This is a genomic window from Hoeflea ulvae (genome assembly GCF_026619435.1).
Classification (GTDB): Bacteria; Pseudomonadota; Alphaproteobacteria; order Rhizobiales; family Rhizobiaceae; genus Hoeflea; species Hoeflea ulvae.
The window spans coordinates 213,975-238,364 of sequence record NZ_JAOVZQ010000001.1; the positions used below are offsets into that span (position 1 = coordinate 213,975).

A 24,390-nucleotide genomic window follows, 5' to 3' on the forward strand; every position below is an offset into this window, starting at 1 on the left:
ATCCCGGGCCGCAATTAACCGGTTGGTCGCGCTTGAGCGGTTAGACTGCTGTTCGAATCCACAACGGACGGCCAGACCGATGCAGCACCACTCCTATGTCTCTCAGTTACGGACCACCTGCGCCGGACTTCCGGGCGTGATGTTCTGCCTGGCTGCATCCCTGCCCTTCGCGCTGCTGATCCTGCTTGCGGTCGGGCTGTTCTTCGGCGTCGGCAAGTCCCGCGCCACCGAAATTCCGGCCTGTGACGGCAAGAGCCTCGTGACCACGCTCGAATCCGGCAAGCTCGCCGAAGCCCGCGCTCAGGCCAAGGCCACGAACAACGGTTCCGGCCTGCTGTGGAAGGTCGAGAAGGCCGGAACCCCGGCATCCTGGCTGTTCGGCACCATGCATGTCACCGATCCGCGTGTCACCCGCCTGCCCGACGCCGCGCAAAGCGCCTTTGACGCCGCCGGTACCGTGGTCATCGAAACCGTCGACATTCTCGATCCGGCCAAGGCCCAGGCGGCACTTCTGTCCAAACCGGAACTGACCATGTTCACCGATGGCAGCACGCTGAAGTCGTTTCTCAGCGACGAGGACGCAGGCCTGGTCGAAGCCGAACTGTCGCGCCGCGGCATTCCGCTGGCGCTGGTCTCGCGCATGAAGCCCTGGATGATCGCCGGGCTTGTGGCATTGCCGCCCTGTGAACTGGCGCGCAAGACCGCCGGCGCCGAATTCCTCGACGTCAGGATCGCCAATACCGCCAAGGCCGAAGGCAAAACCGTGCTCGGGCTGGAAAGCATTGGCGAGCAAATGGCGGCGATGGCCGACCTGCCGATGGAGTTTCACATTCGCGGCCTGGTCGAAACCATCAAGCTCGCCGAACTGATGCCCGATATCATGGCGACCATGACCGAGCTCTATCTCGAAGGCGAGATCGCGCTGATCATGCCGGTGATCATGGCCTCGGGGCCGGATGGGGCCGATGAGGACATTGACGGCTATGCCGAGTTCGAGGAACGCATCGTGCGCATGCGCAACCATGTCATGGCCGAACGCGCAGCGCCCATTCTCGCAAAGGGCGATGCCTTCATCGCCGTCGGCGCGCTGCACCTGCCCGGTGACGAGGGGCTGGTCTCCCTGCTTCAGACCGCCGGCTACACGGTCAGTTCCGTCCGGTAACAATCTGTGACGCCCGGCGCATCCAGCGCGCCGGAACCTATCTCCCTGTCACCGCGTTTTTTCCGTGTGACAGACAAAGGAGATGTCAAATGGTCGAATACAATCCCTACCCTCGCTCCGGCGACAAGGTTCGTCCGAATGAGCGTGTTCATGAAACGACTGTCGTCAGATCCGGCAACAACAATGGCGTGATTGCCGCAATCATCCTGTTCTTCGTGCTGGCCTTCGCGGTCTTCGCTTTCTGGTCAAACGATGAAGCGGGTGTCCGCGACACCGCTGCGCCTGCCGTCAGCGAACAGGTCGCCCCTGATGCGGCTGTAGACCCGGCCCGCCCGGTTCCCGCACCTGATGCTCCGGCCGAGGTCGCACCGGCAGCCCCCGATGCCGCGGCACCTGCAGCCAATGACGCTGCACCGGCTGGCAATCTGTAACACCGGAACTACAAGCAACAATGCTTCCCCCGCCGCCCGGTTCTGCCGGGCGGTTTTGCGTTGCGAGTACGGAAAAAGTTTATCCGGCCCGCGACAGCGCCGCTGCGACAATGCGTTTGTGAAACGGCATGATAACGGCCAGATAGGCACGGCCGAACCGGTTGTGCCGCCTGACCAGGGTCATCAGCCGCACGGCGGTGCCCGCGGGCCGGACATCGGTTTCAACGACAATGCGGAAATCGAGATGGCTGTCGTCGAAGCCCAACACGATCTCGCGTGCAGTGTTGCTGATGATTGGAAACATGCCGATGCGGCGCGTGCCCGCAGCCGCGGTTTCGGGATCGCCCTTGAGACCGCCCTTGAGACCGAACGGCCGGACGACAAGATTTCGCAGCGCCATCAGCGGCGCCACCCATGAGGGCAGACGCCCGAACGCCTGATGTGCTGCCTGCTCGGCATTCAAGCCGTTCTGATCGCTCTGCACTTCGAAGCAGTCGGCCCAGTCCGCACCCGGCAAGGCCGGATGCGGCAGGTCGACCTCGATCTCCCGGGCCTTCATTGCGCTCGCAATTTTCGCCGCAGGAAAATCACCGGATTACATGTGCAGCGGCTTGAAGAAGGTCGCCAGCGCTGCCTCTTTCACCGCTTCCGACATGGTCGGATGGGCATGGCAGGTGCGGCCGAGATCCTCGGACGAACCGCCGAATTCCATCAGCACGGCGGCTTCATGGATCATCTCGCCGGCTCCGAAGCCGATGATGTGGACACCCAGCACCCGGTCGGTTTCAGCGTCCGCCAGCACCTTGACGAAGCCGTCGGAGGCGAGCATTGCCCGCGCCCGTCCATTGGCCGAGAACGGGAACTTGCCGGTTTTGTACTTGATGCCCTCGGCCTTGAGCTCTTCCTCGGTCTTGCCGACCGCTGCCACTTCCGGATTGGTATAGACCACGCCGGGGATCACGCCGTAATTCACATGGCCTGCCTGACCGGCCATGATTTCGGCCAGCGCCACGCCCTCGTCCTCGGCCTTGTGCGCCAGCATCGGACCGACGATCACGTCGCCGATCGCGTACACGCCGGGCACATTGGTCTGGTAGTGGTGATCGGTGCGCACCCGTCCGCGCTCGTCCAGCACCACGCCTGCGTCTTCCAGGCCCAGGCCTTCGGTAAACGGCTTGCGGCCGGTAGCGATCAGCACCACGTCGGCGTCAATGGTCTCGGCTTCGCCGCCCTTGACCGGTTCGAAGGTCACCCCGGCGCCGTCGCCTGATTTTTCAACGCCGGTCACCTTGGCGCCGAGCTTGAAGGTCATGTTCTGCTTGGCGAGAATGCGCTGGAACTGCTTGGCGACTTCGCCGTCCATGCCGCCCAGAATGGCGTCGAGATATTCGACCACGGTGACCTTGGCGCCGAGCCGGGCCCAGACCGAGCCCATTTCCAGGCCGATCACGCCGCCGCCGACCACCACCATGTGCTCCGGCACCTTGTCAAGCGCGATGGCCCCGGTCGAGGACACGATAACGCTCTCGTCGATATCGACCTTGACGCCGGGAATGCCGGCGACATCGGAGCCGGTGGCGATGACGATGTTCCTGGCTTCGAGTTCGGTCACCTTGCCGTCATTGTCGGTGACCGAGATCTTGCCTTCGCCCAGCACCTTGCCATGGCCGAGAAAGCTGTCGATCTTGTTCTTCTTGAACAGATAGGCGACGCCGTCGACATTGGATTTCACGGTGGCGTCCTTGTGCGCCATCATGTTTTCCAGATTGAGCTTGGGCTTGCCGACCTCGACGCCGAGATTTTCCATGCCGTGACTGGCATGCGCGAAAACTTCGGACGCATGCAGCAGCGCTTTCGACGGAATGCAGCCGATATTCAGGCAGGTGCCGCCGAAGGTTGCGCGCTTTTCCACCACAGCCACTTTCAGGCCGAGTTGCGCCGCCTTGATGGCGCAGACATAGCCGCCGGGTCCGGAACCGATGATGATGACGTCGTAGCTCATGGTCTTGTCCTTATGATCCGAAATTCATTCCTGGCAGGCTTTCAAACGAAACACGTCACCGGGAAGTTTAGTTACTTCTTGGCTCTGCCACGCCTGCGAGCGCATCACCGCCGCGCCGAAATCAGGCAGCAGCAGGCTTTCGCCTGCGGCATGGGCCGCATCCAGCACCGGCAGCCATCCCGCCCCGCCCGTGGCGTCGACCGCGTAGAGCGGCCCTTCCCAGACGGTGCAGGCGGCAATCTCGGCGCCGGTGGCGTCACCCTCGGGGCATTGATGCAGGATCACCCCCAGGGCCGGTCCGGCGCGCCCGCCATCATCACCACGCCATCCATCCTAACACCATTTCCGGCAAAACTCAGGCTGAACCGGTGTTGCATGCCATCGGCATCCGACAGCGGCCCGGCAAAGGCGATCTCCGCCCCGGATGCCGGATCCGCATAGACCGCCAGCGCCTGCGGGCAGGCGGCGATTGCCGATGGGGCGCCTGCAACCAGCGAAAGGGCCGCAAGCGCCAGGAGCCGTGCCGAAGCCATCATGGCCGTCCTAGAGATCGAGAACCAGACGTTCCGGATCTTCCAGGCTGTCCTTGACCCGCACCAGGAAGGTAACGGCGTCCTTGCCGTCGACAATCCGGTGGTCATAGGAAAGCGCCAGATACATCATCGGACGGATCACCACCTGGCCGCCGACAGCCATCGGCCGTTCCTGGATCTTGTGCATGCCCAGAATGCCCGATTGCGGCGAGTTCAGGATCGGCGAGGACATCAGCGAACCATAGACACCGCCATTGGAGATGGTGAAGGTGCCGCCCTGCATGTCGGCCATCGACAATTCGCCATCGCGTGCGGCGCGGCCCAGACGGCCGATTTCCTTCTCGATATCGGCTATGCCCATCTGGTCGGCATCGCGCACGACGGGAACCACCAGGCCCTTTTCGGTGCCGACGGCGACGCCGACATGGCAATAGTTCTTGTAGATCAGATCGGTGCCGTCGATCTCGGCATTGACCGCCGGGATCTCCTTCAACGCATGCGTTACCGCCTTGGTGAAGAAGCCCATGAAGCCGAGCTTGACGCCATGCTTCTTCTCGAACAGGTCCTTGTACTTCTTGCGCATCTCCATCACCGCGCTCATGTCCACCTCGTTATAGGTGGTCAGCATCGCGGCGGTGTTCTGGGCTTCCTTGAGGCGGCGGGCAATGGTCTGCCGCAGCCGGGTCATCTTCACCCGTTCCTCGCGGCTTTCATCGCTTGCCGCGGATGCCGGACGCGGGGCCTGCGGGGCAGCGGCCGGCGCGGCGGCACTTCCCTTGCCGATCGCGTCAAGCACGTCGCCCTTGAGCACCTGGCCGCGCTTGCCCGAGCCGGACACGCTGCCTTCGGCGATGTTCTTTTCCGCCATCAGTTTCTGTGCCGAGGGTGCGGCCGGCATGTCGGTGCCGCTCTTGGCGGCAGGTTCTGCGGCCTTGGCAGCAGGCGCCTCGGCCTTCGCGGCCGGCGCTTCGGCCTTCGCCTCCAATTTGGCCGGAGCGGCCCCTTCGGCACCTTCGGCGATCTGCGCCAGCAATGCATTGACCTCGACGGTTTCGCCGTCGGGCGCCAGGATTTCGCTCAGCACACCGGACACCGGCGAAGGCACCTCGATGGAGACCTTGTCGGTTTCAAGCTCGACCAGCGGTTCATCCACCTTGACGGTGTCGCCGACTTTCTTGAGCCAGGTGCCGATGGTGGCTTCGCTGACGGATTCGCCGAGGGTCGGGACGCGGACTTCAGTAGCCATGATATGTGTTTCCGTTCTTTTTTCAGACAGGTCTCAAAACTGGCGCGCGGGCGGGTCAGCCGCCCAGCGCATCCTCGAGGAAGGCTTCAAGCTGCGCAAGGTGGCGCGACATCAAACCGGTCGCCGTCGACGCCGAGGCCGGCCGGCCGGTGTAGCGAACGCGCTGGTATTTGGCGTCGATATGAGCCAGCACCCATTCCAGATAGGGATCAATGAACGACCAGGCACCCATGTTCTTGGGCTCTTCCTGGCACCAGACCATCTCGGCATTGCGGAAGCGCGACAATTCGTTGATCAGCGCCTTGGCCGGGAACGGGTAGAGCTGTTCCACCCGCAGCAGGTAGACATCGTTGATGCCGCGCTTTTCGCGTTCCTCGTACAGGTCGAAATAGACCTTGCCGGAACAGATCACCACGCGGCGGATCTTGTTGTCCTTGACCAGCTTGATCGGCTCGTTCTTGAGCACTTCGGCATCGTCCCACAGCAGTCGGTGGAACGAGGTCTCGCCCGACATTTCCGCCAGCGTCGACACCGCCCGCTTGTGGCGCAGCAGCGATTTCGGCGTCATCATGATCAGCGGCTTGCGGAAGTCGCGCTTCATCTGACGCCGCAGGATGTGGAAATAGTTCGACGGCGTGGTGCAATTGGCCACCTGCATGTTGTCTTCGGCGCACATCTGCAGGAACCGCTCCAGACGCGCCGAGGAATGCTCGGGTCCCTGGCCTTCATAGCCATGCGGCAGCAGGCAGACGAGGCCGCACATGCGCAGCCACTTGCGTTCGCCGCTGCTGATGAACTGGTCGAACAGCACCTGGGCGCCATTGGCGAAATCGCCGAACTGGGCTTCCCACAGGGTCAGCGCATTCGGCCGCGCCAGCGAGTAGCCATATTCGAACCCGAGAACCGCTTCTTCCGACAGCATCGAGTTGATGACTTCGTAACGCGCCTGGTTGGGCGACAGGTTGGCCAGCGGGATGTAGCGCTCCTCGGTCTCCTGATCGTAGAGCACCGAATGCCGCTGGCTGAAGGTGCCGCGCTCGACATCCTGCCCGGAGAAGCGGATCTTTGTGCCCTCCATGACCAGCGAGCCGAAGGCCAGCGCCTCGGCAAAGGCCCAGTCGATGCCCTCGCCGGTCTCGATCATCTTGGCGCGGTTGTCCATGAACCGCTGGATGGTGCGGTGCGCCTTGAAGCCTTCCGGCACTTCCGAGAGTTTCTTGCCCAGTTCGCGCAATTGCTTGAGCGGCATGGCGGTCTTGCCGCGGCGCTGCTCATCCTGGTTGTCGGCGGTGCGCAAGCCCGACCATTGCCCGTCAAGCCAGTCGGCCTTGTTCGGCTTGTAGCTCTGGCCGATGTCGAATTCGCCTTCGAGATGGGCGCGCCAGTCGGCCTTCATCTTCTCGAATTCGCCCTCGGTGATCACGCCTTCCTCGATCAGGCGGCGCGAATAGACCGTCACCACCGTCTCGTGGCTGCGGATCTTCTTGTACATCTTCGGCTGGGTGAAGGAAGGCTCGTCGCCCTCATTGTGGCCGAAGCGGCGATAGCAGAACATGTCGACCACCACCGGCTTGTGGAAGGTCATGCGGAATTCGGTGGCCACCTTGGCGGCATAGACCACGGCTTCGGGATCATCGCCATTGACGTGGAAGATCGGCGCCTCGATCATCTTGGCCACATCCGAGGGATAGGGCGACGAGCGCGAGAAGCCGGGATTGGTGGTGAAACCGATCTGGTTGTTGATGATGAAATGCACGGTGCCGGCAACGCGGTGACCGCGCAGGCCCGACAGGCCGAGGATTTCCGCGACCACGCCCTGGCCGGCAAAGGCCGCATCGCCGTGCAGCAGCAGCGGCATCACCTTGGAGCGCTCCTTCAGCGGGATGATGTCGCCTTCGAACACGGTGGCCATCATGTCCTGCTTGGCGCGGCACTTGCCCATCACCACCGGATTGACGATTTCCAGGTGCGACGGGTTGGCGGTCAGCGACAGGTGCACCTTGTTATTGTCGAACTCGCGGTCGGACGAGGCGCCAAGGTGATACTTGACGTCGCCCGAGCCCTCGACCTCGTCGGGCTTGAACGATCCGCCCTTGAACTCGTGAAACACCGCCCGGTGCGGCTTGGCCATGACCTGGGTGAGCACGTTGAGCCGGCCGCGATGGGCCATGCCGAAGACGATCTCCTTCAGCCCCATATTGCCGCCGCGCTTGATGATCTGCTCGAGCGCCGGAATCAGCGATTCGCCGCCGTCGAGGCCGAAGCGCTTGGTGCCCTTGTACTTGACGTCGATGAACTGCTCGAAGCCTTCCGCCTCGATCAGCTTCTGCAGGATCGCCTTCTTGCCGTTCTCGGTGAACTCGACGCCCTTGTCCGGGCCTTCGATGCGCTCCTGGATCCAGGATTTTTCTTCCGGGTTGGAAATATGCATGAACTCGACACCGAGCGTCGAGCAATAGGTGCGCTCGAGGATGTCGAGCATCTCGCGGATGGTGGCATATTCCAGACCGAGCACGTGATCGATGAAGATCTTGCGGTCGTAATCAGCCTCGGTGAAGCCATAAGCCTCCGGCGACAGCTCGTTGTAATCATTGTCCGGCTGCTGGGCAATTCCGAGCGGATCAAGCTTGGCATGCAGGTGGCCGCGCATGCGGAAAGCCCGGATCATCATGATGGCGCGCACCGAATCGCGCGTCGCCTGCAGCACATCGCCCGAATCCACCGGCTGCCCGGCGGCCTTGGCCTTGTCCTTGAGCTTGTCACCGACGGCCTTTTCGATCGTGCCCCAATTGCCGTCGAGCGCCGAGACCAGCTCGCCATTGGCCTGCACCGGCCAGTTGGCCTGTGTCCATGACGCGCCGGCTGCGGATTTGCGGACCTGATCGGGATCGTCCTTCAGCTCGGCGAAAAAGCCTTCCATTCGGCCGGCACGCTGCCGGGGTCGTCCTGGAAGCGGGCGTACATTTCCTCGATGTAGTGGGCATTGCCACCATACAGGAACGAGGTCTGCGCCATGATGTCGTTGGCTTCGTCGTTGCGTGCCATGGTTTTCACCTTTTTCCGGGCCGTTGTCTGGCCCTTTTCCCTAGACTCTGTGGCTTGCGCCGCGTTTACGCCGCGAGCCTGCCCAACCCGACCGCCAGCGCCGCAGTGTCGCTGTAGACCTGGTAGCGAACGATCCTGCCGTCGCGTAGCGTGAACATGTTGACTGTTTCCGTCCGCACCTTGCGTGCCGTCGCCTTGACCGTCCATTCGCCCCTGAGCACCGTGATCACGGTGTCTCCGGCCACATGGACTGCAAGCGGTTCGACCGTGTCGATCACCAGGTGATCGCCCACGGCCGCAATGAATGCCTCGAAGCCTTCAAACCCGGTCCAGTCCCCGGCCCAGGGCAGAAGCCCCTCAGGCGCCGGGTAATGAACCTCGGTATCGTCTGACACGACGCCGCGCAGGGCCTCTCTGTCGCCCGCTTTCAGCGCGGCGTAGTAGCGGTCCAGCGTTTCGCGCACGGCGTCGCTCATTGTTCCAGCCCTTGATTAGCCCCGGGATTACCCCTTGAGGACTTCAACCAGCGTTGTGCCAAGACGTGCAGGCGACGGCGACACCGTGATGCCTGCCGCTTCCATCGCAGCGATCTTGTCGTCCGCGCCGCCCTTGCCGCCGGAAATCACGGCGCCGGCATGGCCCATGGTCCGGCCTTCCGGTGCGGTGCGGCCGGCGATGAAGCCGACCATCGGCTTCTTGCGGCCCTTCTTGGCTTCGTCGATGAGGAACTGCGCCGCGTCTTCTTCAGCCGAGCCGCCGATCTCGCCGATCATGATGATCGACTTGGTCTCGTCATCGGCCAGGAACATTTCCAGCATGTCGATGAATTCGGTGCCCTTGACCGGATCGCCGCCGATGCCGACAGCCGTGGTCTGGCCGAGGCCTTCATTGGTGGTCTGGAACACGGCTTCATAGGTCAGCGTGCCCGAACGCGACAGGACGCCGACGGAGCCCTTCTTGAAGATCGAACCGGGCATGATGCCGATCTTGCATTCGTCCGGCGTCATCACGCCGGGGCAGTTCGGGCCGATCAGCCGCGACGACGACTTGTCGAGCCGGGCCTTGACCTTGATCATGTCCTGCACCGGGATGCCTTCGGTGATGCAGACGATCAGCGGAATTTCCGCCTCGATCGCTTCCAGGATGGCAGCCGCGGCGCCCGATGGCGGAACATAGATCACCGAGGCATTGGCGCCGGTGACGTCCTTGCCCTCGGCGACGGAGGCGAAGATTGGCAGATTGGTGCCGCCCGAACCTTCCCAGGTGGAGCCGCCCTTTTTCGGGTGGATGCCGCCGACCATCTGCGTGCCGTGATAGGCCAGCGCCTGCTCGGTGTGGAAGGTGCCGGTCTTGCCGGTCAGGCCCTGAACCAGGACCTTGGTGTTCTTGTCAATCAGAATGGACATGGATCAGGCCCCCTTCACTGCGGCGACGATCTTCTGCGCAGCATCATCCAGATCATCGGCTGAAATGACGTTGAGACCGGATTCGTTGATGATTTTCTTGCCGAGATCGACGTTGGTGCCTTCAAGGCGAACCACCAGGGGAACCTTGAGCCCGACTTCCTTGACCGCAGCGATCACGCCTTCGGCAATGACGTCGCACTTCATGATGCCGCCGAAGATATTGACCAGGATGCCTTTGACGGCCGGGTCGGCGGTGATGATCTTGAACGCGGCCGTGACCTTTTCCGTGGTGGCGCCGCCACCGACATCGAGGAAGTTGGCAGGTTCCTGGCCATAGAGCTTGATGATGTCCATCGTCGCCATCGCCAGGCCGGCGCCATTGACCATGCAGCCGATATTGCCGTCGAGCGCGACATAGGCGAGGTCGTATTTCGACGCCTCGATTTCCTTGGCATCCTCTTCGGAGAGGTCGCGCAGCTCGACAATGTCTTCGTGGCGGAACAGCGCGTTGTTGTCGAACGACACCTTGGCGTCGAGCACCCGCAGCCGGCCGTCCTTCATGACGATCAGCGGATTGACTTCCAGCAGCGCCATGTCCTTTTCGACAAAGGCCTTGTAGAGGATCGGGAACAGCTTTTCGCCGTCCTTGGCCGCTTCGCCGGTCAGTTCCAGCGCGGAATTGAGCGTCGCCAGATCAGCCGCGGTGACGCCGGTTTCGGGGTCGATGGCGACGGTGATGATCTTTTCCGGCGTGTCGTGGGCGACCGCCTCGATGTCCATGCCGCCTTCGGTGGAGACCACGAAAGCGTTGCGGCCGACGGTGCGGTCGACCAGGATCGAGAGATAGAGTTCGCGCTCGATGTCGGCGCCGTCCTCGATATAGAGACGGTTGACCTGCTTGCCGGCATCGCCGGTCTGCTTGGTGACCAGCGTGTTGCCGAGCATTTCCTTGGCATGCGCCTTGGCTTCGTCGATCGAGAAGGCCAGCCGCACACCGCCCTTGGCGTCGGGGCCGAGTTCCTTGAACTTGCCCTTGCCGCGACCACCGGCATGGATCTGGCTCTTGACCACGTAAAGCGGACCGGGCAGCGATTTTGCCGCCGCTTCCGCCTCGTCAGCGGAATGAATGGCGACCCCTTCGGCCACCGGCGCTCCAAAACCCTTCAAGAGGGCCTTGGCCTGGTATTCATGGATGTTCATGGGAACTCCTGGATTGAGTGGGCTGCAAAGCCGCGCTTACTTCAAATTCGGGGCGATGGCGATGCAGGCTTCGCAAAGCCCGGCGACCGATTCCACCGACTTGTCGAAGGCCTTCTGCTCGGACTTGTTGAGCTCGATCTCGATGACCCGCTCGATGCCGCCGGCGCCGATGATGCAGGGCACGCCGACATACATGTCTTTCACGCCATACTGGCCCGACAGGTGTGCCGCGCAGGGCAGAACCCGCTTCTTGTCCTTGAGATAGCATTCGGCCATCAGGATCGCCGAGGAGGCCGGAGCGTAATAGGCAGAGCCGGTCTTGAGCAGTTTGACGATCTCGGCGCCGCCGTCACGGGTGCGCTGGATGATTTCCTCGAGCTTTTCCTTGGTGGTCCAGCCCATCTTGATCAGGTCGGGCAGCGGAATGCCGGCAACCGTCGAATAACGCGCCAGCGGCACCATGGTGTCGCCGTGGCCGCCGAGCACGAAGGCCGTGACGTCTTCGATCGAGACATTGAATTCTTCGGAGAGGAAATGGCAGAAGCGGCTCGAATCGAGCACGCCGGCCATGCCGACAACCTTGTTCTTCGGCAGGCCGGAGAATTTCTGCAGCGCCCAGACCATCGCGTCGAGAGGGTTGGTGATGCAGATGACGAAGGCATTCGGGGCATATTTCTTGATGCCGGCGCCAACCTGTTCCATCACCTTGAGGTTGATGCCCAGCAGGTCGTCGCGGCTCATGCCCGGCTTGCGGGCGACACCGGCGGTGACGATGCAGACATCGGCGCCTTCGATGGCCGAGTAATCATTGGCGCCGGACATGCGGGCGTCAAAACCTTCGACCGGAGCGGACTGGGCGATGTCGAGCGCCTTGCCCTGCGGCGTGCCCTCGGCAATATCGAACAGGACGACGTCGCCGAGTTCTTTCAATGCGGCCAGGTGGGCGAGCGTGCCGCCGATCATTCCCGAACCAATCAATGCAATCTTGTTACGCGCCATTTCGAAACTCTCCGCAGGTCGTTGGTCTCTGGAACCCGCAAAACGCCTGGCCCCGTTTTCGGGATTTCGAATAGACCTATTGAAGGATAGTGGCAACTCCTACTTTTGGTGCCAGCTTTTTCAATCGGTTAGCTTTTGAATTTCTTACGTAAACGTCAAAGTTTTTTGTCCGCCTTGCGCAAATTCACCGCCTCGCTCGCCCGGCTTGTCTCCAGATAAAGCGTGCTCTGCATCTCGTTGAGCCGCGAGGCGGTGCGGGCAAACTCGAAACTTTCGGTGCCGGTCTTGCCCATATACAGCCCCTCCGGATCGGCGGCGGCCGAGATGAACAGCCGGTTCTTGCGGTCATACAGCGTGTCGATCAGGGTGATGAAGCGTTTGGCGGCATTGCGGCTGGTTTCGCTCATCACCGGCACCTGGTCGACAAACACCGTGTGGTAGCGATCGGCAATCGCGGCATAGTCCGAGGCTCCGAGCGCTGCCTCGCACAGATCGGCAAAGGAGAACCGGGCAGCGCCCGCGCCGGCCTGCGGTACCGCCACGTCGCGGCCCTTGACGTGAACCGTTTCGGCCGTGGTCATCTTGCCCGCGGTCGCCCGTGTCCAGGCCAGATCCATGGCATTGCTGCCCTCGCCCTGACTCAGCCGGTGATAGACCGGCAGCCGCGTCGTGGTTTCCATCCGGTAATCGGTCATCGCATCGAGATTGACCACCTCGACATTGTCCTTGAGCAGCTTGATGAACGGCAGGAACAATTGCCGGTTCAGGCCGTCACGGTAAAGCTGGTCCGGCTCGACATTGGATGTTGCCACCAGCACGCAGCCCTGGCTGAACAATTGCTCGAACAGCCGCGACAACAGCATCGCGTCGGTGATGTCGGTGACCGAGAACTCGTCAAAGCACAGGACCCAGGCCTCGCCGATCAGCTGTGTCGCCACCGGCGGCACCGGATCGGCTTCCCCGGTCTCGCCGTTCTTGAGCTTTTGCCTGTGCGCATGAATGCGGTCATGGGCGTCGGCCATGAAATCGTGGAAATGCGCCCGCCGCTTGCGCTTGGCCGGCACCAGTTCGAAGAACATGTCCATCAGCATGGTCTTGCCGCGGCCGACAGCGCCATGCACATAGAGGCCGCGCGGCGGCTTGGTGGATTTCTGCTTGCGCCCGAACATCCAGCCCAGCGCGCTGGACTTGCTTGCCAGCCGGCGGTTGGAGACTTCGAGCAGAAGCGTGTCCAGCCGCCGCGCCAGTTGCACTTGCGCCGCATCCTCGGAAAACTCACCGCTCTTGACACGCGCCGCATAGGCGGCCGCAACGGTATCCAGTTTCTTCCAGGTCATGAACCAGGCCTATCGCGTGAAGCCGCGCCCTGTGCTGCCTTAGCGCGAAAGCGAGATCGGCTGACCCGAAGAGGTCGATCCGTCATAGCGTTCATTGGCCGACTGGTAGAGCCGGGCGACCTGGTTGCCGCTGGAATCGGACAGGATCACCTGCTTGCCCTGGACGTCCCATGCCGAAATGGCTGCAGCACTGCCGACGCAACCGCGCGAGGCGGCGCGGTAACCGCCGGTCCATTTGGTCAGCGACAGGAACACGTCACAGGTGGTTCCGCCGGTTCCCGCGGACCAGCGGCCGATCAGCGCTTCGCGGGTCAGCTCCGGCGCATTGGCGGCGGCAACTTCCGGCGCAACCGTCGAGACTTCCGGCGCGGTCGGCGCTGTCGGGAATTCGCCCGGCGCGGCCATGGTCGGAGGCGCGAGCTGTCCGGACTGTACGCCACCCACTGGCGCGGGCATCAACGGAGCCGGCCGCTGCTGGGTGTTCATGCCGCTGAATGATGTCCGCTGGCAACCGCCAAGCGCTGCGGCGACCGCGACTGCGACCAGCAAGGTGTGCATTTTCATGAGAGATAGCTCCGGTTAGGCGAAACATGCGCTTCGCTGTTCGTCCCCTTAAGACGCATAAAATGGCCATAGGATGGTAAATGCAAGGTTTACCGGTCCTGGAACCGCATCAACAACGCATTATCAGCGAAATAGTTTAGGAAAACCTTCATCTTTCCAAAACTCCTTGCTGAACGCCAGCCTGTGCCACCGATCATCGCCGGCTGCAACGCCCCTTGCAGCTTCCCGGCCCCGTTGCAGCCCTCGCCCCGACGAGACAGCAGGGCCGAGGACCGTTGTCCGGCATGGCCTATTTGACCACGCCATAATGGGCTTCCTCGCCCCACAGTGTCTCGATCTGGCTGTCGCGCCCGCAGGCGCGGCGGTAGTAATTATAGCGCACCGGGCTCTTGGTGTAGAAATCCTGATGATAGTCTTCCGCCGGCCAGAATGTGGGAGCCGGCTCGATGGCGGTGACCACCTCTTTGCCCAGCGCCGCCTCGGCTTCCGCCTTCGCGGCCTTGGCCTGGGCCGCCTGCTCGTCATTCAACGTGTAGACCGCTGTGGTGTAGCTGTAGCCGCGATCACAGAACTGGCCGCCATCATCGGTCGGATTGACCGTGCGGAAGAAGGTCTTGAGCAGTTCCGCATAGCTGACCATCGCCGGATCATATTTGATCTCGACGGCTTCCCGGTCGCCATTGGCGACATGCGACTTGTAGGTCGGATTGTCGGCCTTGCCGCCAATATAGCCCGATATCGTCTCGGTCACGCCCTTGACGTGGTCGAAATCCGATTCCACGCACCAGAAACAGCCGCCGGCAAACACCGCCACGCCGGTTTCGTCGGCATTGGCAGGTGCGGTGGCCAAGGCGCAGGTCATCAGGGCGGACGATAGCAGCAATCTGATCATGGAAGTCTCCTCTGTCTGAGCAGAACCTAGCCCAGAGCGCGCCGATGACAACACACGGTTCCGCACAAAACCGTGAAGCGCCGCTTAGCCGGCACCTCCGGCAGACGCGCTCAGCTGACCGCGTCGAACACGTCCAGCGCCTCGGCGCCATAGATCATCGAGGGTCCGCCGCCCATATAGACGGCGACACCGATGGTCTCGACGATCTCCTCGCGGGTCGCGCCATATTTGTGCGCCGCCTTGGCATGAAACGCCAGGCAGCCATCGCAGCGCGCGGTGATGCCGATGGCCAGCGCGATCAGCTCCTTGGTCTTGGAATCCAGCGCGCCGGGCGCGATCGCCGCCTGCGCCAGTTGCCCCAGCCCCTTGGCCTGCTCCGGCATCGCCTTGCGCAACGCCGCCATGCGCTCATTGGTCTGGTCGATGAAGGAATTCCAGTTGGTTTCGGCCATTTCGTGCCCCCGCTTGTGTTCAGTGTCTGGGGGGCACTGATACCAGCCCGGGCGAAGCACGGATTTGATCGCGGTCAAACCGGCGATTCCGTTACCCGTGGGTGGGCCAGGCGCGGTGCTCGTCATCGATGACAAAGACATGGCGATGGCGCGTACCAGCGACCGGATGATCGCGCAGATGCGGATGATCGGGCGGCAGGTCGCGGTGCTCATGCTCGACCACCTGGCTGTCGTCCGCCGGCCAGGCCGCAACGGCCAGCAAGGCGCCGGCCAGCGCAATGGTCCCGAGAATTGCCATCGCCACCGGCAGGCCGAGCGCATTGCCGGCCCAACCGGCGACCGGATAGGTCATCAGCCAGCAGAGATGCGACAGGGTGAACTGCGCCGCAAACAGCGACGGCCGGTCTTCCGCATGCGCCGAATTGCGCAACAGCCGCCCCGACGGGGTCAGGATCGCCGCATAGAACAACCCGCTCAGGGCCCACAAGGCCAGGAACCAGCCCCAGCCGGGCAGTCCCAGCGTGAACTGATAGACGGCATGCCCGAGAGTCAGGCCGGCCAGCAGGAAGCCTGCAGTGACCATGATGCGGCGATCGGTCAGGCGGTCGAGCAGCCGCGGCAGCACAAGGGCTGCCAGCATCGAGCCGCCGCCAAATGCCGCCAGCGCATAGGCCACCTGCCGGTCGCCCATGCCATATTCGCCGCGCACCACCACCACTGTGTTGACCAGCACGAAGGCGCCGGCCGCCGCGGCACTCAGGTTGAGCGACAGCAGGCCGCGCAGCCGCGGCGTTGCGACATAGATGCGTATGCCGCGAGTCAGCCGGTCGAGGAACGGCCGCATCTTGGCCTGCGGTTTCAGCGCCGGGATCGGAGCCGCCAGAACCAGCAGCGCCGATCCGATGAAGCCCAAAACCGTGCCGCCGAACAGCCAGTGATAGCTGATGAAGATCAGCAGAAATCCCGCCAGCGCTGGGCTCAGCAGGTTTTCCAGATCATAGGCCAGCCGCGACAGCGACAGCGCCCGTGTGTAATCGCGCTCATCGGGCAGAATATCGGGAATGACCGCCTGAAACGCCGGCGTGAAGGTTGCCGACGCCGCCTGCAGCACGAAGATCAGACCGTAGATGTGCCAGACTGAATCGATGAATGGCAAACTCAGCGCCACCGCAGCGCGCACCAGGTCGGCGCCGATCAGAACCCGTTTGCGCGGCCAGCGTCCGGCCAGCGCATTGGCAACCGGCGCCAGCCCGACATAGGCGATCATCTTGATGGCAAACACCGTGCCGAGCACCACGCCGGCGCGCTCGCCGGCGAGATCATAGGCCAGCAGTCCCAGCGCCACGGTGAGTAGGCCAGTGCCTATCAGCGCAATCACCTGCGCCGAAAACAGCCGCGCATAGATCGGATGCTTGAGAACCTCTATCATCGCCGCAAGCTAGCCCATTGCGGGTCCGCAGCGATAGAGGCCGATCAGGCAACCAGCGCGGTTTTTCCGCGGCTTGCCGCAGATCGTCAGGGAGCCGGGCGGACCGGTGCGGCTAGGTCTTTTTGACCCTGCCCGTGTCGATCAATTGCTGGAACATCTCGATCACCGCCGTGTCGACCGGATGATAGTCGAGACCAAGCTCGCGCTCCGACTTGGAATGATCGGCCCGCCAGGGATGGCCCATGTTCCGCGACACGAAATCCCGCGACAGCGATTTGTCGACCAGCGGACCGATCAGCCACAGCAGCCATTTCGGCAGTTCGCGGGTCGGGAACGGCCAGCGGTCGCCGAAATGGCTGCGCAGAATTTTCCCGGCCTGGAGGAAGGACACGGTTTCCGACGAGGTGATGTAGCGGCCCTGTGCGCCCAGGACGAAGCCGGCACGCATATGCGCCTCGGCGACATCGCGGACATCGACCATGCCGATTTCAAGCGGCGGTGCACCGGCCTTCAGCGTGCCGTCGCCGAACTGCTTGACCAGATTGTGCGATTCCGAGGTCGAACTGCCCGAAAGGGTCGGCCCCATCACCAGCGAGGGATTGATGGTGACCAGCTGCCAGCGGCCCTGTGCCCTGGCGATCTCCCAGGCGGCCTTTTCAGCCTCGACCTTGGAGAAGGAATAGGGCGAATGGGTGAGCGAGGAGGTGGTATTCCAGTCATCCTCGGTGAGCACGCCGCCGGGCGCTGCGGCAACATCGATATTGTCGCCATAGATCGCCGCGCAGGAGCTGGTCACCACAACCCGCTGCACGGATTGAGTGGCATTGGCGGTTTCCAGCACATTGCGGGTGCCCTTGACCGCCGGATCGACGAGATCGCGCTGCGCATCGTCAAACTTGCTGGTGAATGGCGAGGCGGTGTGAAACACCACCGCACATCCGGCCATGGCTTCGGCATAGCTGCCCTGGTCGAGAAGATCGGCCTTGAACAGCTTGAGCTGTCCCGGAAGTTCGGCAGCCAGCTTTGTCAGATGTTCGGTCTTCTTGCTATTGGAGGGATCGCGGACGGCCCCGTGAACGGTAAAGCCTTCCTCGAGCAGACGCTTGACCAGCCATCCTGCGACGAAGCCGGTGGCGCCGGTGACAAGGACAGGATGATCCGTGGTGTAAACGGGCTGGGGCATGGGTGTCTTTCCGATCGGCTGCAGAAGCTGCGGCAGGATTTCCTGCCGGGCGAAGCGCGCCGCAAGGCAGCGCACGAGCAATACCTGTGGCCGGGGTCACCGAAAACAAGGCCGGCCCCCACAATCAGCCGCTTCCGTGCTTTCATCTCATCCATAAAATGGACGCGCCAGTTCTTTTGCCATCAGATCAAACACCAGCCGCACCCGCCGGCTGGTGTGAACTTCGCGGTGCGTCACCAGCCAGACCGGAATCACGATCGGATCGAGATCCGGCAGGACCTGAGCCACATCCGGCTCGGCGTCTCCTATGTCGGCGGCCATGATGCCGATACCGAGCCCGTGGCGGACATGGCTCCACTGCACCAGGTGGCTTTCCGACACGATTGGAAAATTGGCTTGCGTCAATGAAAGTCCGAACCGGGTCATGGCCGCGATGAACTCGCCCGAGCGGTTGAAGCCGATAAAATCAGCCTCGCAATATTCCTCCGGCGTCGAGGGATTGCCGATGCTGTCGAGATAGCCCGGCGTTGCGTAGATCCGGCCATGGATGTCGCGGATCTTGCGCGCCACCAGATTGGGCTGGGTCGGCCGGTAGTTGCGGATGGCGATATCGGCCTCGCGGCGCCGCAGATCGCTTTCCGAATTGGTGGCGACAATCTCGACATCGATCCCCGGCGCCATCTGTCGGAGCTGCGCAATGATCGGCGGCAGCCTGAAGGCCGAATCAACTTCGCTGGCGCTGATCGACACCGTGCCCTCGATGGCCTGCGCCTTGCCCGAGGCGCTGAGCGACATCCGCGCCGCCGCCTCGCCCATGGCGCGGACATGGTCCATCAGCTCGAGCCCGCTCGGCGTCAGCGTGAGCCCGCGGCCGACGCGCTCGAACAGCGCCACCCCGAGTTCCTGTTCCAGCGCCGAGACCTGGCGTCCCAGCGTCGGCTGCGCCATGCCGAGCGCCCGCGCCGCCGCCGACAGCGAGCCTTCCTCTGCGGTGACCAGAAACGCCCGCGCCCGGTTCCAGTCGAAATTGACAGATTTCCAATCCATGCGAAAATGCATATCATATCGGCATGTTTGGTCAATTTATTCTGCGTGATCGCATGAGTATATCCGGGTCAGAAACTGGAGAGCATTCCCCATGAAAGCCATCACCTATTTGAAGTATGGACCGCCCGCAGTCCTCACCCTGGCCGACCGCCCCAAACCGGTTCCAAAGCCCGATGAGGTGCTGGTGCGTGTGCACGCCAGCAGCGTCACAGCTGCCGACTACCGCGCCCGCAGCCTTGATCTGCCGGCCGGCTTCGGCCTGATCGGCAGGCTGGTGTTCGGGCTGTTCCGCCCCCGCCGCCAGGTGCTCGGCGCACAATTTGCCGGCGTGGTCGAAGCGGTCGGCGCGGATGTCACAAGCTTCAAGCCGGGCGACCGGGTCTTCGCCTATCCCGGCGCCCGATTGGGCGGTTATGCCGACTATGCCGTGATCAGCCAGACCGCGGCGATCGCCATCGCGCCGGACAATCTCGAACTTGATCAGGCGGCCATCCTGTCCTTTGGCGGCGCCACCGCGCTCAATTTTCTGCGCGACAAGGGCGGCATCAAACACGGTGACAGCGTGCTGGTCATCGGCGCTGCCGGCGGTGTCGGCAGTGCCGCCGTGCAGATCGCCAGATCCTTCGGCGCCACTGTCACCGGCGTTGCCTCCAGCGCCAGCCTCGACATGGTCCGCGCGCTCGGGGCCGATGCGGTGGTCGACTATAGCCGCGAGGACCCGTCCGACGCCCGCGACGCCTATGACATCATTCTCGACACCAGCGGCACCGCCACCTGGGCCCGCTATGGCGCCGCGCTGAAACCCGGGGAAGGCTGCTGCTGGTCTCATCCAGCCTGTGGCATTTGCTCGGCTCCCTGATGGCCCGCAAGACTGGCGGCCGCAAGGCGATTGGCGGCTATGCGCCGGAACGGGCCGAGGATCTCGCCTTTCTGGCAGGCCTTGCCGCAAACGGTGAGTTTACCCCTCCGATCGACCGGCGCTTTCCGCTCGAGCAGGCAGCCGCAGCCCATGCCCATTTTGAAAGCCGCGGCCGCAAGGGCAATGTGGTCATCACGCTGGAACCGACCTGACACGGCCGGGGCCGCACCAGAATGACAGCGTTGAAATTCCCCTCGGGAGTGCATAGACACGAAGGCAACAGCGGGACGCGGCCCGCACCCAAAATCTGGCGCAGGGGCCAGGGAAAGACAGATCTCGCATGACGCTCCCCAATGATCTCAAGCCCTCCACAATCGCAGCCCAGGCCAATGGCGCCATCGACCTGCCATCGGGCGGGGTAGTGCCGCCGCTGCAGCCGTCGACCACCTTTCTGCGCGACGAGGATTACGCGCTGGTCAATCCCGCCAATATCTATTCGCGCGACAATTCCGACATCGTCCGCATCGCTGAGAACGTGCTCGCGCGGCTGGAAAATGCCGAAGAAGCGCTGCTGTTTCCCTCCGGCATGGCGGCGATTGCGGCGATGTTCCGCACCCTGCCCAACGGGGCTACGGTCGTGGTGCAATCCGGCATCTACTGGGGCACCACCAAATGGCTCAGGGATTTTGCTGCCCGCCGCCAGATCACCCTGCATGAGGTCGACGCCGCCGACGCAAGCGCGCTGGAAAAGGCCTGCGCAACCCACAAGCCGGATCTGGTGTTCATCGAGACGCCGTCGAACCCCTGGCTGAAGACCGTCGACATCGCCCACGCGGCCACATGCGCCCATGCCGCCGGCGGTCTGCTGGCTGTCGATTCCACCGCCGCCACGCCGGTGCTGCAGCGCCCGCTTGAGCATGGCGCCGACATCGTCATGCACTCGGCCACCAAGGCGATCAACGGCCATTCCGATGTGCTGGCCGGCGTGCTCGCCACCTCTTCACCCGCAGCAAAGATCTGGACCGACATCAAGGCCGACCGCCACGACGCCGGCGCCGTCATCGGCCCCTTCGAGGCCTGGCTGTTGTTGCGCGGCATGCGCACCCTGCCGCTGCGCGTTGAGCGCATGTGTCGTTCAACGCAAACAATCGCCGAATATCTTGCCACACATCCGAAGGTGGCGGACGTTTACTATCCGGGTCTCGCTAGCCATCCCGGCCATGAGATTGCCGCGCGCCAGATGCAGGGCGGTTTCGGCTGCCTGATGTCCTTCCTGGTCAAGGGCGGCGCCGAAGAGGCGCTTGCCGCCGTCGGCAAGCTCAAGCTGTTTCACCGCGCCACCTCATTGGGCGGCGTCGAAAGCCTGGTCGAGCACCGCCACACAATCGAACCCCACACCGGCATCCCCGAAAGCCTGATCCGCGTCTCCGTCGGCATCGAGGACGCCGGCGACCTGATCGCGGACCTGGGACAGGCGCTGGGGTGAATTCGATACTCGGGGGCTCCCAAATCTCCCCCTTGCGGGGGAGATGTCGGCGTAGCCGACAGAGGGGGTTGAGTTACGCTATGCTCCGAAAGGCTGGTGGGTGCCGGCATATTACCCCCCTTGTATGTTCGACCCGCGCCTTGATGGTATTGTTTTGGCGTGATCCCCCGGAGGTGGCCACCTCCGGGGGATCTGGCGGGCGGGACCGTTCCCCCTTGGTTTGAACCGAGACAGAGCTTGGTCCGTCCGTCTTCACGTTTGTCCTGAACAGATGATGGGGAGCAAGTCCCGCATGCAAGGCAAGGTATCGTTCGAACAAGACGCGACGTCCGCAGTTTATGTCGGTGTGGACGTCTGTAAAGAGTGGCTCGACATTCATGTCCTTCCGCAGGCTGAAAGCCGGCGGTTCGGCAACGACAAGGCTGGCATCCGCCAGTTCAAGCGGATGCTGACCAGACTGCGGCCCGATCGCATCATCATGGAGGCGACCGGCAAGTTCCATCGTCCCGCTCACCGCTCGCTCAGTGGAGATGGTTTTGCTGTGGCGATCGTCGATCCGTGGCGCGCCCGGCAGTTTGCAGGCTGCTACGGCTATCTGGCCAAGACCGATCGGCTCGATGCCCGCATGCTGGCGCTGCTGGCTGCCGCACTTCGGCCGCAGCCGAGTGCGCCTCCAAGCCCGGACATCGAGGCCCTGCGGGAGCTGGTCAATGCAAGGTCGGGCGCCCAAGGCGAGCTCACGGCGCTGAAGAACCGTTGCAAGGCGGCCGATGTCGCCTTTCTGCGGGCAGAGCTTTGCCGGCTCATCGGGGTGCTGGAGCGGCATGTCGAACGGCTGGATTCCGAAATCGAACGCCGTATCGCCGCCCAGCCGGATCTTTGCCGCAAGGCCGAGATCCTGACCTCTGTTCCCGGCATCGGCCGTATCACCGCCAGCGCCCTGATCGCCGGAATGGACGAACTCGGCTCCTGCACCGGCAAGCAGGCGGCGATGCTGGCGGGCGTTGCCCCGATCGCCGACGACAGCGGCGAAAGGCATGGCCGGCGCTCCATTCGAGCGGGAAGGCGCGCCCCGCGGCGCGCGCTCTACATGGCCGCCCTGTCGGCACGGCGCTACAATCCGGCGCTTGCCGCCTTTGCCAAGACGCTCCAGGCTGAAGGCAAACCACCCAAGGTCATCCTTGTCGCCATCATGCGCAAGCTCGTCGTCCTGGCCAATTGCCTGCTCGCCCAGAACCGACTCTGGACACCAACTCCGCCTTGACAGCAAACACAGATGCTCTGTCACTTCGTGACATCTCCCCCACAAGGGGGAGATAATTGGACGCCAGCTTCGGACACAATCGGACACACAAAGGGGGCGCCTGAGCGCCCCTTCTGAACTGTGTATCTCGGACGGCCTACACCCGGCGCTCGACCATCATCTTCTTGATCTCGGCAATCGCCTTGGCCGGGTTGAGACCCTGGGGGCAAGTCTGGGCGCAGTTCGTGATTAGGTGGCAAGGACGAGAATCCCGGCGATTGAGCGGGCTTTTATTTGCCGTCGTAATACGATCTGCCGTAGTCCACAGTTTCAGCTTTACAGCTTTGGCAAGCGTAAACAGCTGATCGGCCCTCGGCTTCCTTCCGGTAATTCATTGGAGACAGCCGATGCTCGACTTCAAAACAGTGCTGACAGTACCATGGCGCTTTTTCAGGGCCATCGGGGCTGTTTTCTGCGACATACACAAAGGCACCACGTTCAAGCCGATATGGCACGTAGCTATCTTTCTTAGAGAGAAATGATTTAATCTCTCTGATTTCGCCTTCGAGTTGCAGATTCCTGTCTACTATTTCATTGTTGACCGCTCTCAGGTCATTCACCCGCTCACTCGCGTCCAAAAGCTGCTCGCGAACCTCACTCAGCTTCGCCTTCGCTTCGGAGTTCTGCACAAGCGGGGCTACGTCTTTAACAAGTCCACTGGTTTGCTTGAGTAATGTAATCGTGGCGCTGATCTTGTCAGCAATATCAGACCAATCGGTCATTCACGAATCTCCAAATCAACCTAGAGAGTAAACATACCACATTCTCGCGTGAGTGTGTTAGAGACAACAACACACTCCATTCCCATGAATCTCCCCCTTTGCGGGGAGATCAGGAGAGCGCAATGCTTGCAGCGGCAAACAGACACAACAAAAAAGAGGCGCCTGAGCGCCCCTTCTGAACTGTGTGTCTCGGCCTGGCCTACACCCGGCGCTCGACCATCATCTTCTTGATTTCGGCACCCGGCGACGCCCGCAGCCGCTGCAAGCGGCGAGGACGCGCAAGGCGATTGTCGATTGCCGTCCTACACCCGGCGTTCCACCATCATTTTCTTGATTTCGGCAATCGCCTTGGCGGGATTGAGACCCTTGGGGCAGGTTTGCGCGCAGTTCATGATGGTGTGGCAGCGATAGAGCCGGAACGGATCCTCGAGATCATCGAGCCGCTCGCCGGTGGCTTCATCGCGGCTGTCGATCAGCCAGCGATAGGCCTGCAGCAGCACGGCGGGGCCGAGATAGCGGTCGCCGTTCCACCAGTAGCTCGGGCACGAGGTCGAGCAGCAGGCGCACAGGATGCACTCATAGAGCCCATCGAGCTTGGCCCGGTCTTCGTGGCTCTGCTTCCATTCCTTGGCCGGCGTCGGCGAGACTGTTTTCAGCCACGGCTCGATCGAGCGGTGCTGGGCATAGAAATGCGTCAGGTCCGGCACCAGATCCTTGACCACCGGCAGATGCGGCAGCGGATAGACCTTGACCGCGCCATCGATCTCGTCGAGACCCTTGGTGCAGGCCAGCGTGTTGGTGCCGTCGATATTCATGGCGCAGGAGCCGCAGATCCCCTCGCGGCAGGAGCGCCTGAGCGTCAGCGTCGCGTCGATCTTGTTCTTGATCCACAACAGACCGTCGAGCACCATCGGCCCGCAATCATCCATATCGATGTGGAAGGTGTCGATGCGCGGGTTTTCCGCATCATCCGGCGACCAGCGATAGACGCGGAATTCGCGGGTGTTGGAAGCACCCGCCGGCTTCGGCCAGGTCTTGCCCGGCTTCGGCTGCGAATTCTTGGGAAGTGTGAGTTCAACCATTGTCTCTGTT

At 62.7% G+C, this 24,390-nt stretch carries 24 protein-coding genes and 2 pseudogenes; 6 read left to right on the forward strand and 20 right to left on the reverse strand.

Annotation, left to right across the window (positions count from 1 at the left end):
- The first annotated feature begins 79 nt into the window (after window positions 1–79).
- Together OEG82_RS01070 and OEG82_RS01075 are read left to right on the forward strand one after the other, a co-directional pair.
- Window positions 80–1,162 (forward strand): TraB/GumN family protein, encoded by a 1,083-nt coding sequence (locus OEG82_RS01070; protein ID WP_267610612.1) that lies wholly within the window; start codon window positions 80–82, stop codon window positions 1,160–1,162.
- Window positions 1,163–1,251: 89 nt separating this feature from the next.
- On the forward strand, window positions 1,252–1,593 hold the full coding sequence (locus OEG82_RS01075; protein WP_267610613.1) for a hypothetical protein: 342 nt from the start codon (window positions 1,252–1,254) through the stop codon (window positions 1,591–1,593).
- A gap of 79 nt (window positions 1,594–1,672) precedes the next feature.
- On the opposite strand, the gene OEG82_RS01080 is transcribed toward OEG82_RS01075, so the two are convergent.
- The 17 genes and pseudogenes from OEG82_RS01080 to OEG82_RS01160 all read right to left on the reverse strand — a co-directional run bounded on the left by OEG82_RS01080 (window position 1,673) and on the right by OEG82_RS01160 (window position 18,928).
- Window positions 1,673–2,152: a DUF2867 domain-containing protein gene (locus OEG82_RS01080; protein ID WP_267610614.1), complete on the reverse strand. Its 480-nt coding sequence runs from the start codon at window positions 2,150–2,152 to the stop codon at window positions 1,673–1,675.
- Between the two features lie 36 nt (window positions 2,153–2,188).
- Window positions 2,189–3,595, reverse strand: a complete 1,407-nt coding sequence (gene lpdA, locus OEG82_RS01085; RefSeq protein ID WP_267610615.1) for a dihydrolipoyl dehydrogenase — start codon at window positions 3,593–3,595, stop codon at window positions 2,189–2,191.
- 24 nt (window positions 3,596–3,619) lie between these two features.
- Complete coding sequence (locus OEG82_RS01090) at window positions 3,620–3,880, reverse strand: hypothetical protein (protein ID WP_267610616.1); 261 nt, start codon at window positions 3,878–3,880, stop codon at window positions 3,620–3,622.
- Window positions 3,877–4,128 carry a hypothetical protein gene (locus OEG82_RS01095; RefSeq protein WP_267610617.1) on the reverse strand — a complete coding sequence of 84 codons (252 nt, stop codon included), beginning with the start codon at window positions 4,126–4,128 and terminating at the stop codon, window positions 3,877–3,879. Before OEG82_RS01095 ends, OEG82_RS01090 begins: the two co-directional genes overlap by 4 nt.
- Window positions 4,129–4,138: 10 nt before the next feature.
- Window positions 4,139–5,374, reverse strand: coding sequence for a 2-oxoglutarate dehydrogenase complex dihydrolipoyllysine-residue succinyltransferase (gene odhB / locus OEG82_RS01100; RefSeq protein WP_267610618.1), 1,236 nt, complete (start codon window positions 5,372–5,374; stop codon window positions 4,139–4,141).
- 55 nt (window positions 5,375–5,429) lie between these two features.
- Window positions 5,430–8,419: pseudogene (locus OEG82_RS01105) on the reverse strand (2-oxoglutarate dehydrogenase E1 component).
- Window positions 8,420–8,484: 65 nt separating this feature from the next.
- A complete protein-coding gene (locus tag OEG82_RS01110) occupies window positions 8,485–8,895 on the reverse strand; it encodes a nuclear transport factor 2 family protein (protein ID WP_267610619.1) in 411 nt (136 codons plus the stop codon).
- A 27-nt stretch (window positions 8,896–8,922) separates the two neighbouring features.
- Window positions 8,923–9,825, reverse strand: a complete 903-nt coding sequence (sucD, locus tag OEG82_RS01115; RefSeq protein ID WP_267610621.1) for a succinate--CoA ligase subunit alpha — start codon at window positions 9,823–9,825, stop codon at window positions 8,923–8,925.
- Window positions 9,826–9,828: 3 nt separating this feature from the next.
- Complete coding sequence (sucC, locus tag OEG82_RS01120; protein WP_267610622.1) at window positions 9,829–11,025, reverse strand: ADP-forming succinate--CoA ligase subunit beta; 1,197 nt, start codon at window positions 11,023–11,025, stop codon at window positions 9,829–9,831.
- A gap of 36 nt (window positions 11,026–11,061) precedes the next feature.
- Window positions 11,062–12,024 carry a malate dehydrogenase gene (gene mdh, locus OEG82_RS01125; protein ID WP_267610623.1) on the reverse strand — a complete coding sequence of 321 codons (963 nt, stop codon included), beginning with the start codon at window positions 12,022–12,024 and terminating at the stop codon, window positions 11,062–11,064.
- Window positions 12,025–12,179: 155 nt separating this feature from the next.
- Window positions 12,180–13,361, reverse strand: a complete 1,182-nt coding sequence (gene zapE / locus OEG82_RS01130) for a cell division protein ZapE (protein WP_267610624.1) — start codon at window positions 13,359–13,361, stop codon at window positions 12,180–12,182.
- 39 nt (window positions 13,362–13,400) lie between these two features.
- The gene (locus tag OEG82_RS01135; protein WP_267610625.1) at window positions 13,401–13,925 is read right to left on the reverse strand and encodes a protease inhibitor Inh/omp19 family protein; all 525 of its coding nucleotides are present in this window, start codon (window positions 13,923–13,925) and stop codon (window positions 13,401–13,403) included.
- Window positions 13,926–14,214: 289 nt separating this feature from the next.
- A complete protein-coding gene (gene msrA, locus OEG82_RS01140; protein ID WP_267610626.1) occupies window positions 14,215–14,817 on the reverse strand; it encodes a peptide-methionine (S)-S-oxide reductase MsrA in 603 nt (200 codons plus the stop codon).
- Window positions 14,818–14,927: 110 nt separating this feature from the next.
- A complete protein-coding gene (locus OEG82_RS01145) occupies window positions 14,928–15,269 on the reverse strand; it encodes a carboxymuconolactone decarboxylase family protein (RefSeq protein WP_267610627.1) in 342 nt (113 codons plus the stop codon).
- Window positions 15,270–15,360: 91 nt separating this feature from the next.
- Window positions 15,361–16,698, reverse strand: a complete 1,338-nt coding sequence (locus tag OEG82_RS01150; RefSeq protein ID WP_267610628.1) for an MFS transporter — start codon at window positions 16,696–16,698, stop codon at window positions 15,361–15,363.
- Window positions 16,699–16,810: 112 nt separating this feature from the next.
- A complete protein-coding gene (locus tag OEG82_RS01155; protein WP_267610629.1) occupies window positions 16,811–17,881 on the reverse strand; it encodes an SDR family oxidoreductase in 1,071 nt (356 codons plus the stop codon).
- A gap of 147 nt (window positions 17,882–18,028) precedes the next feature.
- Window positions 18,029–18,928 carry a LysR family transcriptional regulator gene (locus tag OEG82_RS01160; protein WP_267610630.1) on the reverse strand — a complete coding sequence of 300 codons (900 nt, stop codon included), beginning with the start codon at window positions 18,926–18,928 and terminating at the stop codon, window positions 18,029–18,031.
- Window positions 18,929–19,019: 91 nt separating this feature from the next.
- On the opposite strand from OEG82_RS01160, the gene OEG82_RS01165 reads away from it, so the two are divergent.
- From OEG82_RS01165 to OEG82_RS01180, 4 genes are all read left to right on the forward strand, one after another.
- The gene (locus OEG82_RS01165; protein WP_267610631.1) at window positions 19,020–19,787 is read left to right on the forward strand and encodes an NAD(P)-dependent alcohol dehydrogenase; all 768 of its coding nucleotides are present in this window, start codon (window positions 19,020–19,022) and stop codon (window positions 19,785–19,787) included.
- Window positions 19,787–19,999, forward strand: a complete 213-nt coding sequence (locus OEG82_RS01170; protein ID WP_267610632.1) for a zinc-binding dehydrogenase — start codon at window positions 19,787–19,789, stop codon at window positions 19,997–19,999. The genes OEG82_RS01165 and OEG82_RS01170 overlap by 1 nt, the downstream gene beginning before the upstream one ends.
- A gap of 128 nt (window positions 20,000–20,127) precedes the next feature.
- Window positions 20,128–21,273, forward strand: a complete 1,146-nt coding sequence (locus tag OEG82_RS01175) for a trans-sulfuration enzyme family protein (protein ID WP_267610633.1) — start codon at window positions 20,128–20,130, stop codon at window positions 21,271–21,273.
- A gap of 292 nt (window positions 21,274–21,565) precedes the next feature.
- A complete protein-coding gene (locus OEG82_RS01180; protein WP_267610634.1) occupies window positions 21,566–22,537 on the forward strand; it encodes an IS110 family RNA-guided transposase in 972 nt (323 codons plus the stop codon).
- A gap of 136 nt (window positions 22,538–22,673) precedes the next feature.
- Here OEG82_RS01180 and OEG82_RS01185 read toward each other — a convergent pair.
- The 3 genes and pseudogenes from OEG82_RS01185 to OEG82_RS01195 all read right to left on the reverse strand — a co-directional run.
- Window positions 22,674–22,775, reverse strand: a pseudogene (locus OEG82_RS01185) (succinate dehydrogenase iron-sulfur subunit); the annotation flags it as partial.
- A gap of 31 nt (window positions 22,776–22,806) precedes the next feature.
- Window positions 22,807–23,298 carry a hypothetical protein gene (locus tag OEG82_RS01190; RefSeq protein ID WP_267610635.1) on the reverse strand — a complete coding sequence of 164 codons (492 nt, stop codon included), beginning with the start codon at window positions 23,296–23,298 and terminating at the stop codon, window positions 22,807–22,809.
- A gap of 302 nt (window positions 23,299–23,600) precedes the next feature.
- Window positions 23,601–24,380 carry a succinate dehydrogenase iron-sulfur subunit gene (locus OEG82_RS01195; protein WP_267610636.1) on the reverse strand — a complete coding sequence of 260 codons (780 nt, stop codon included), beginning with the start codon at window positions 24,378–24,380 and terminating at the stop codon, window positions 23,601–23,603.
- Window positions 24,381–24,390: the final 10 nt, after the last annotated feature.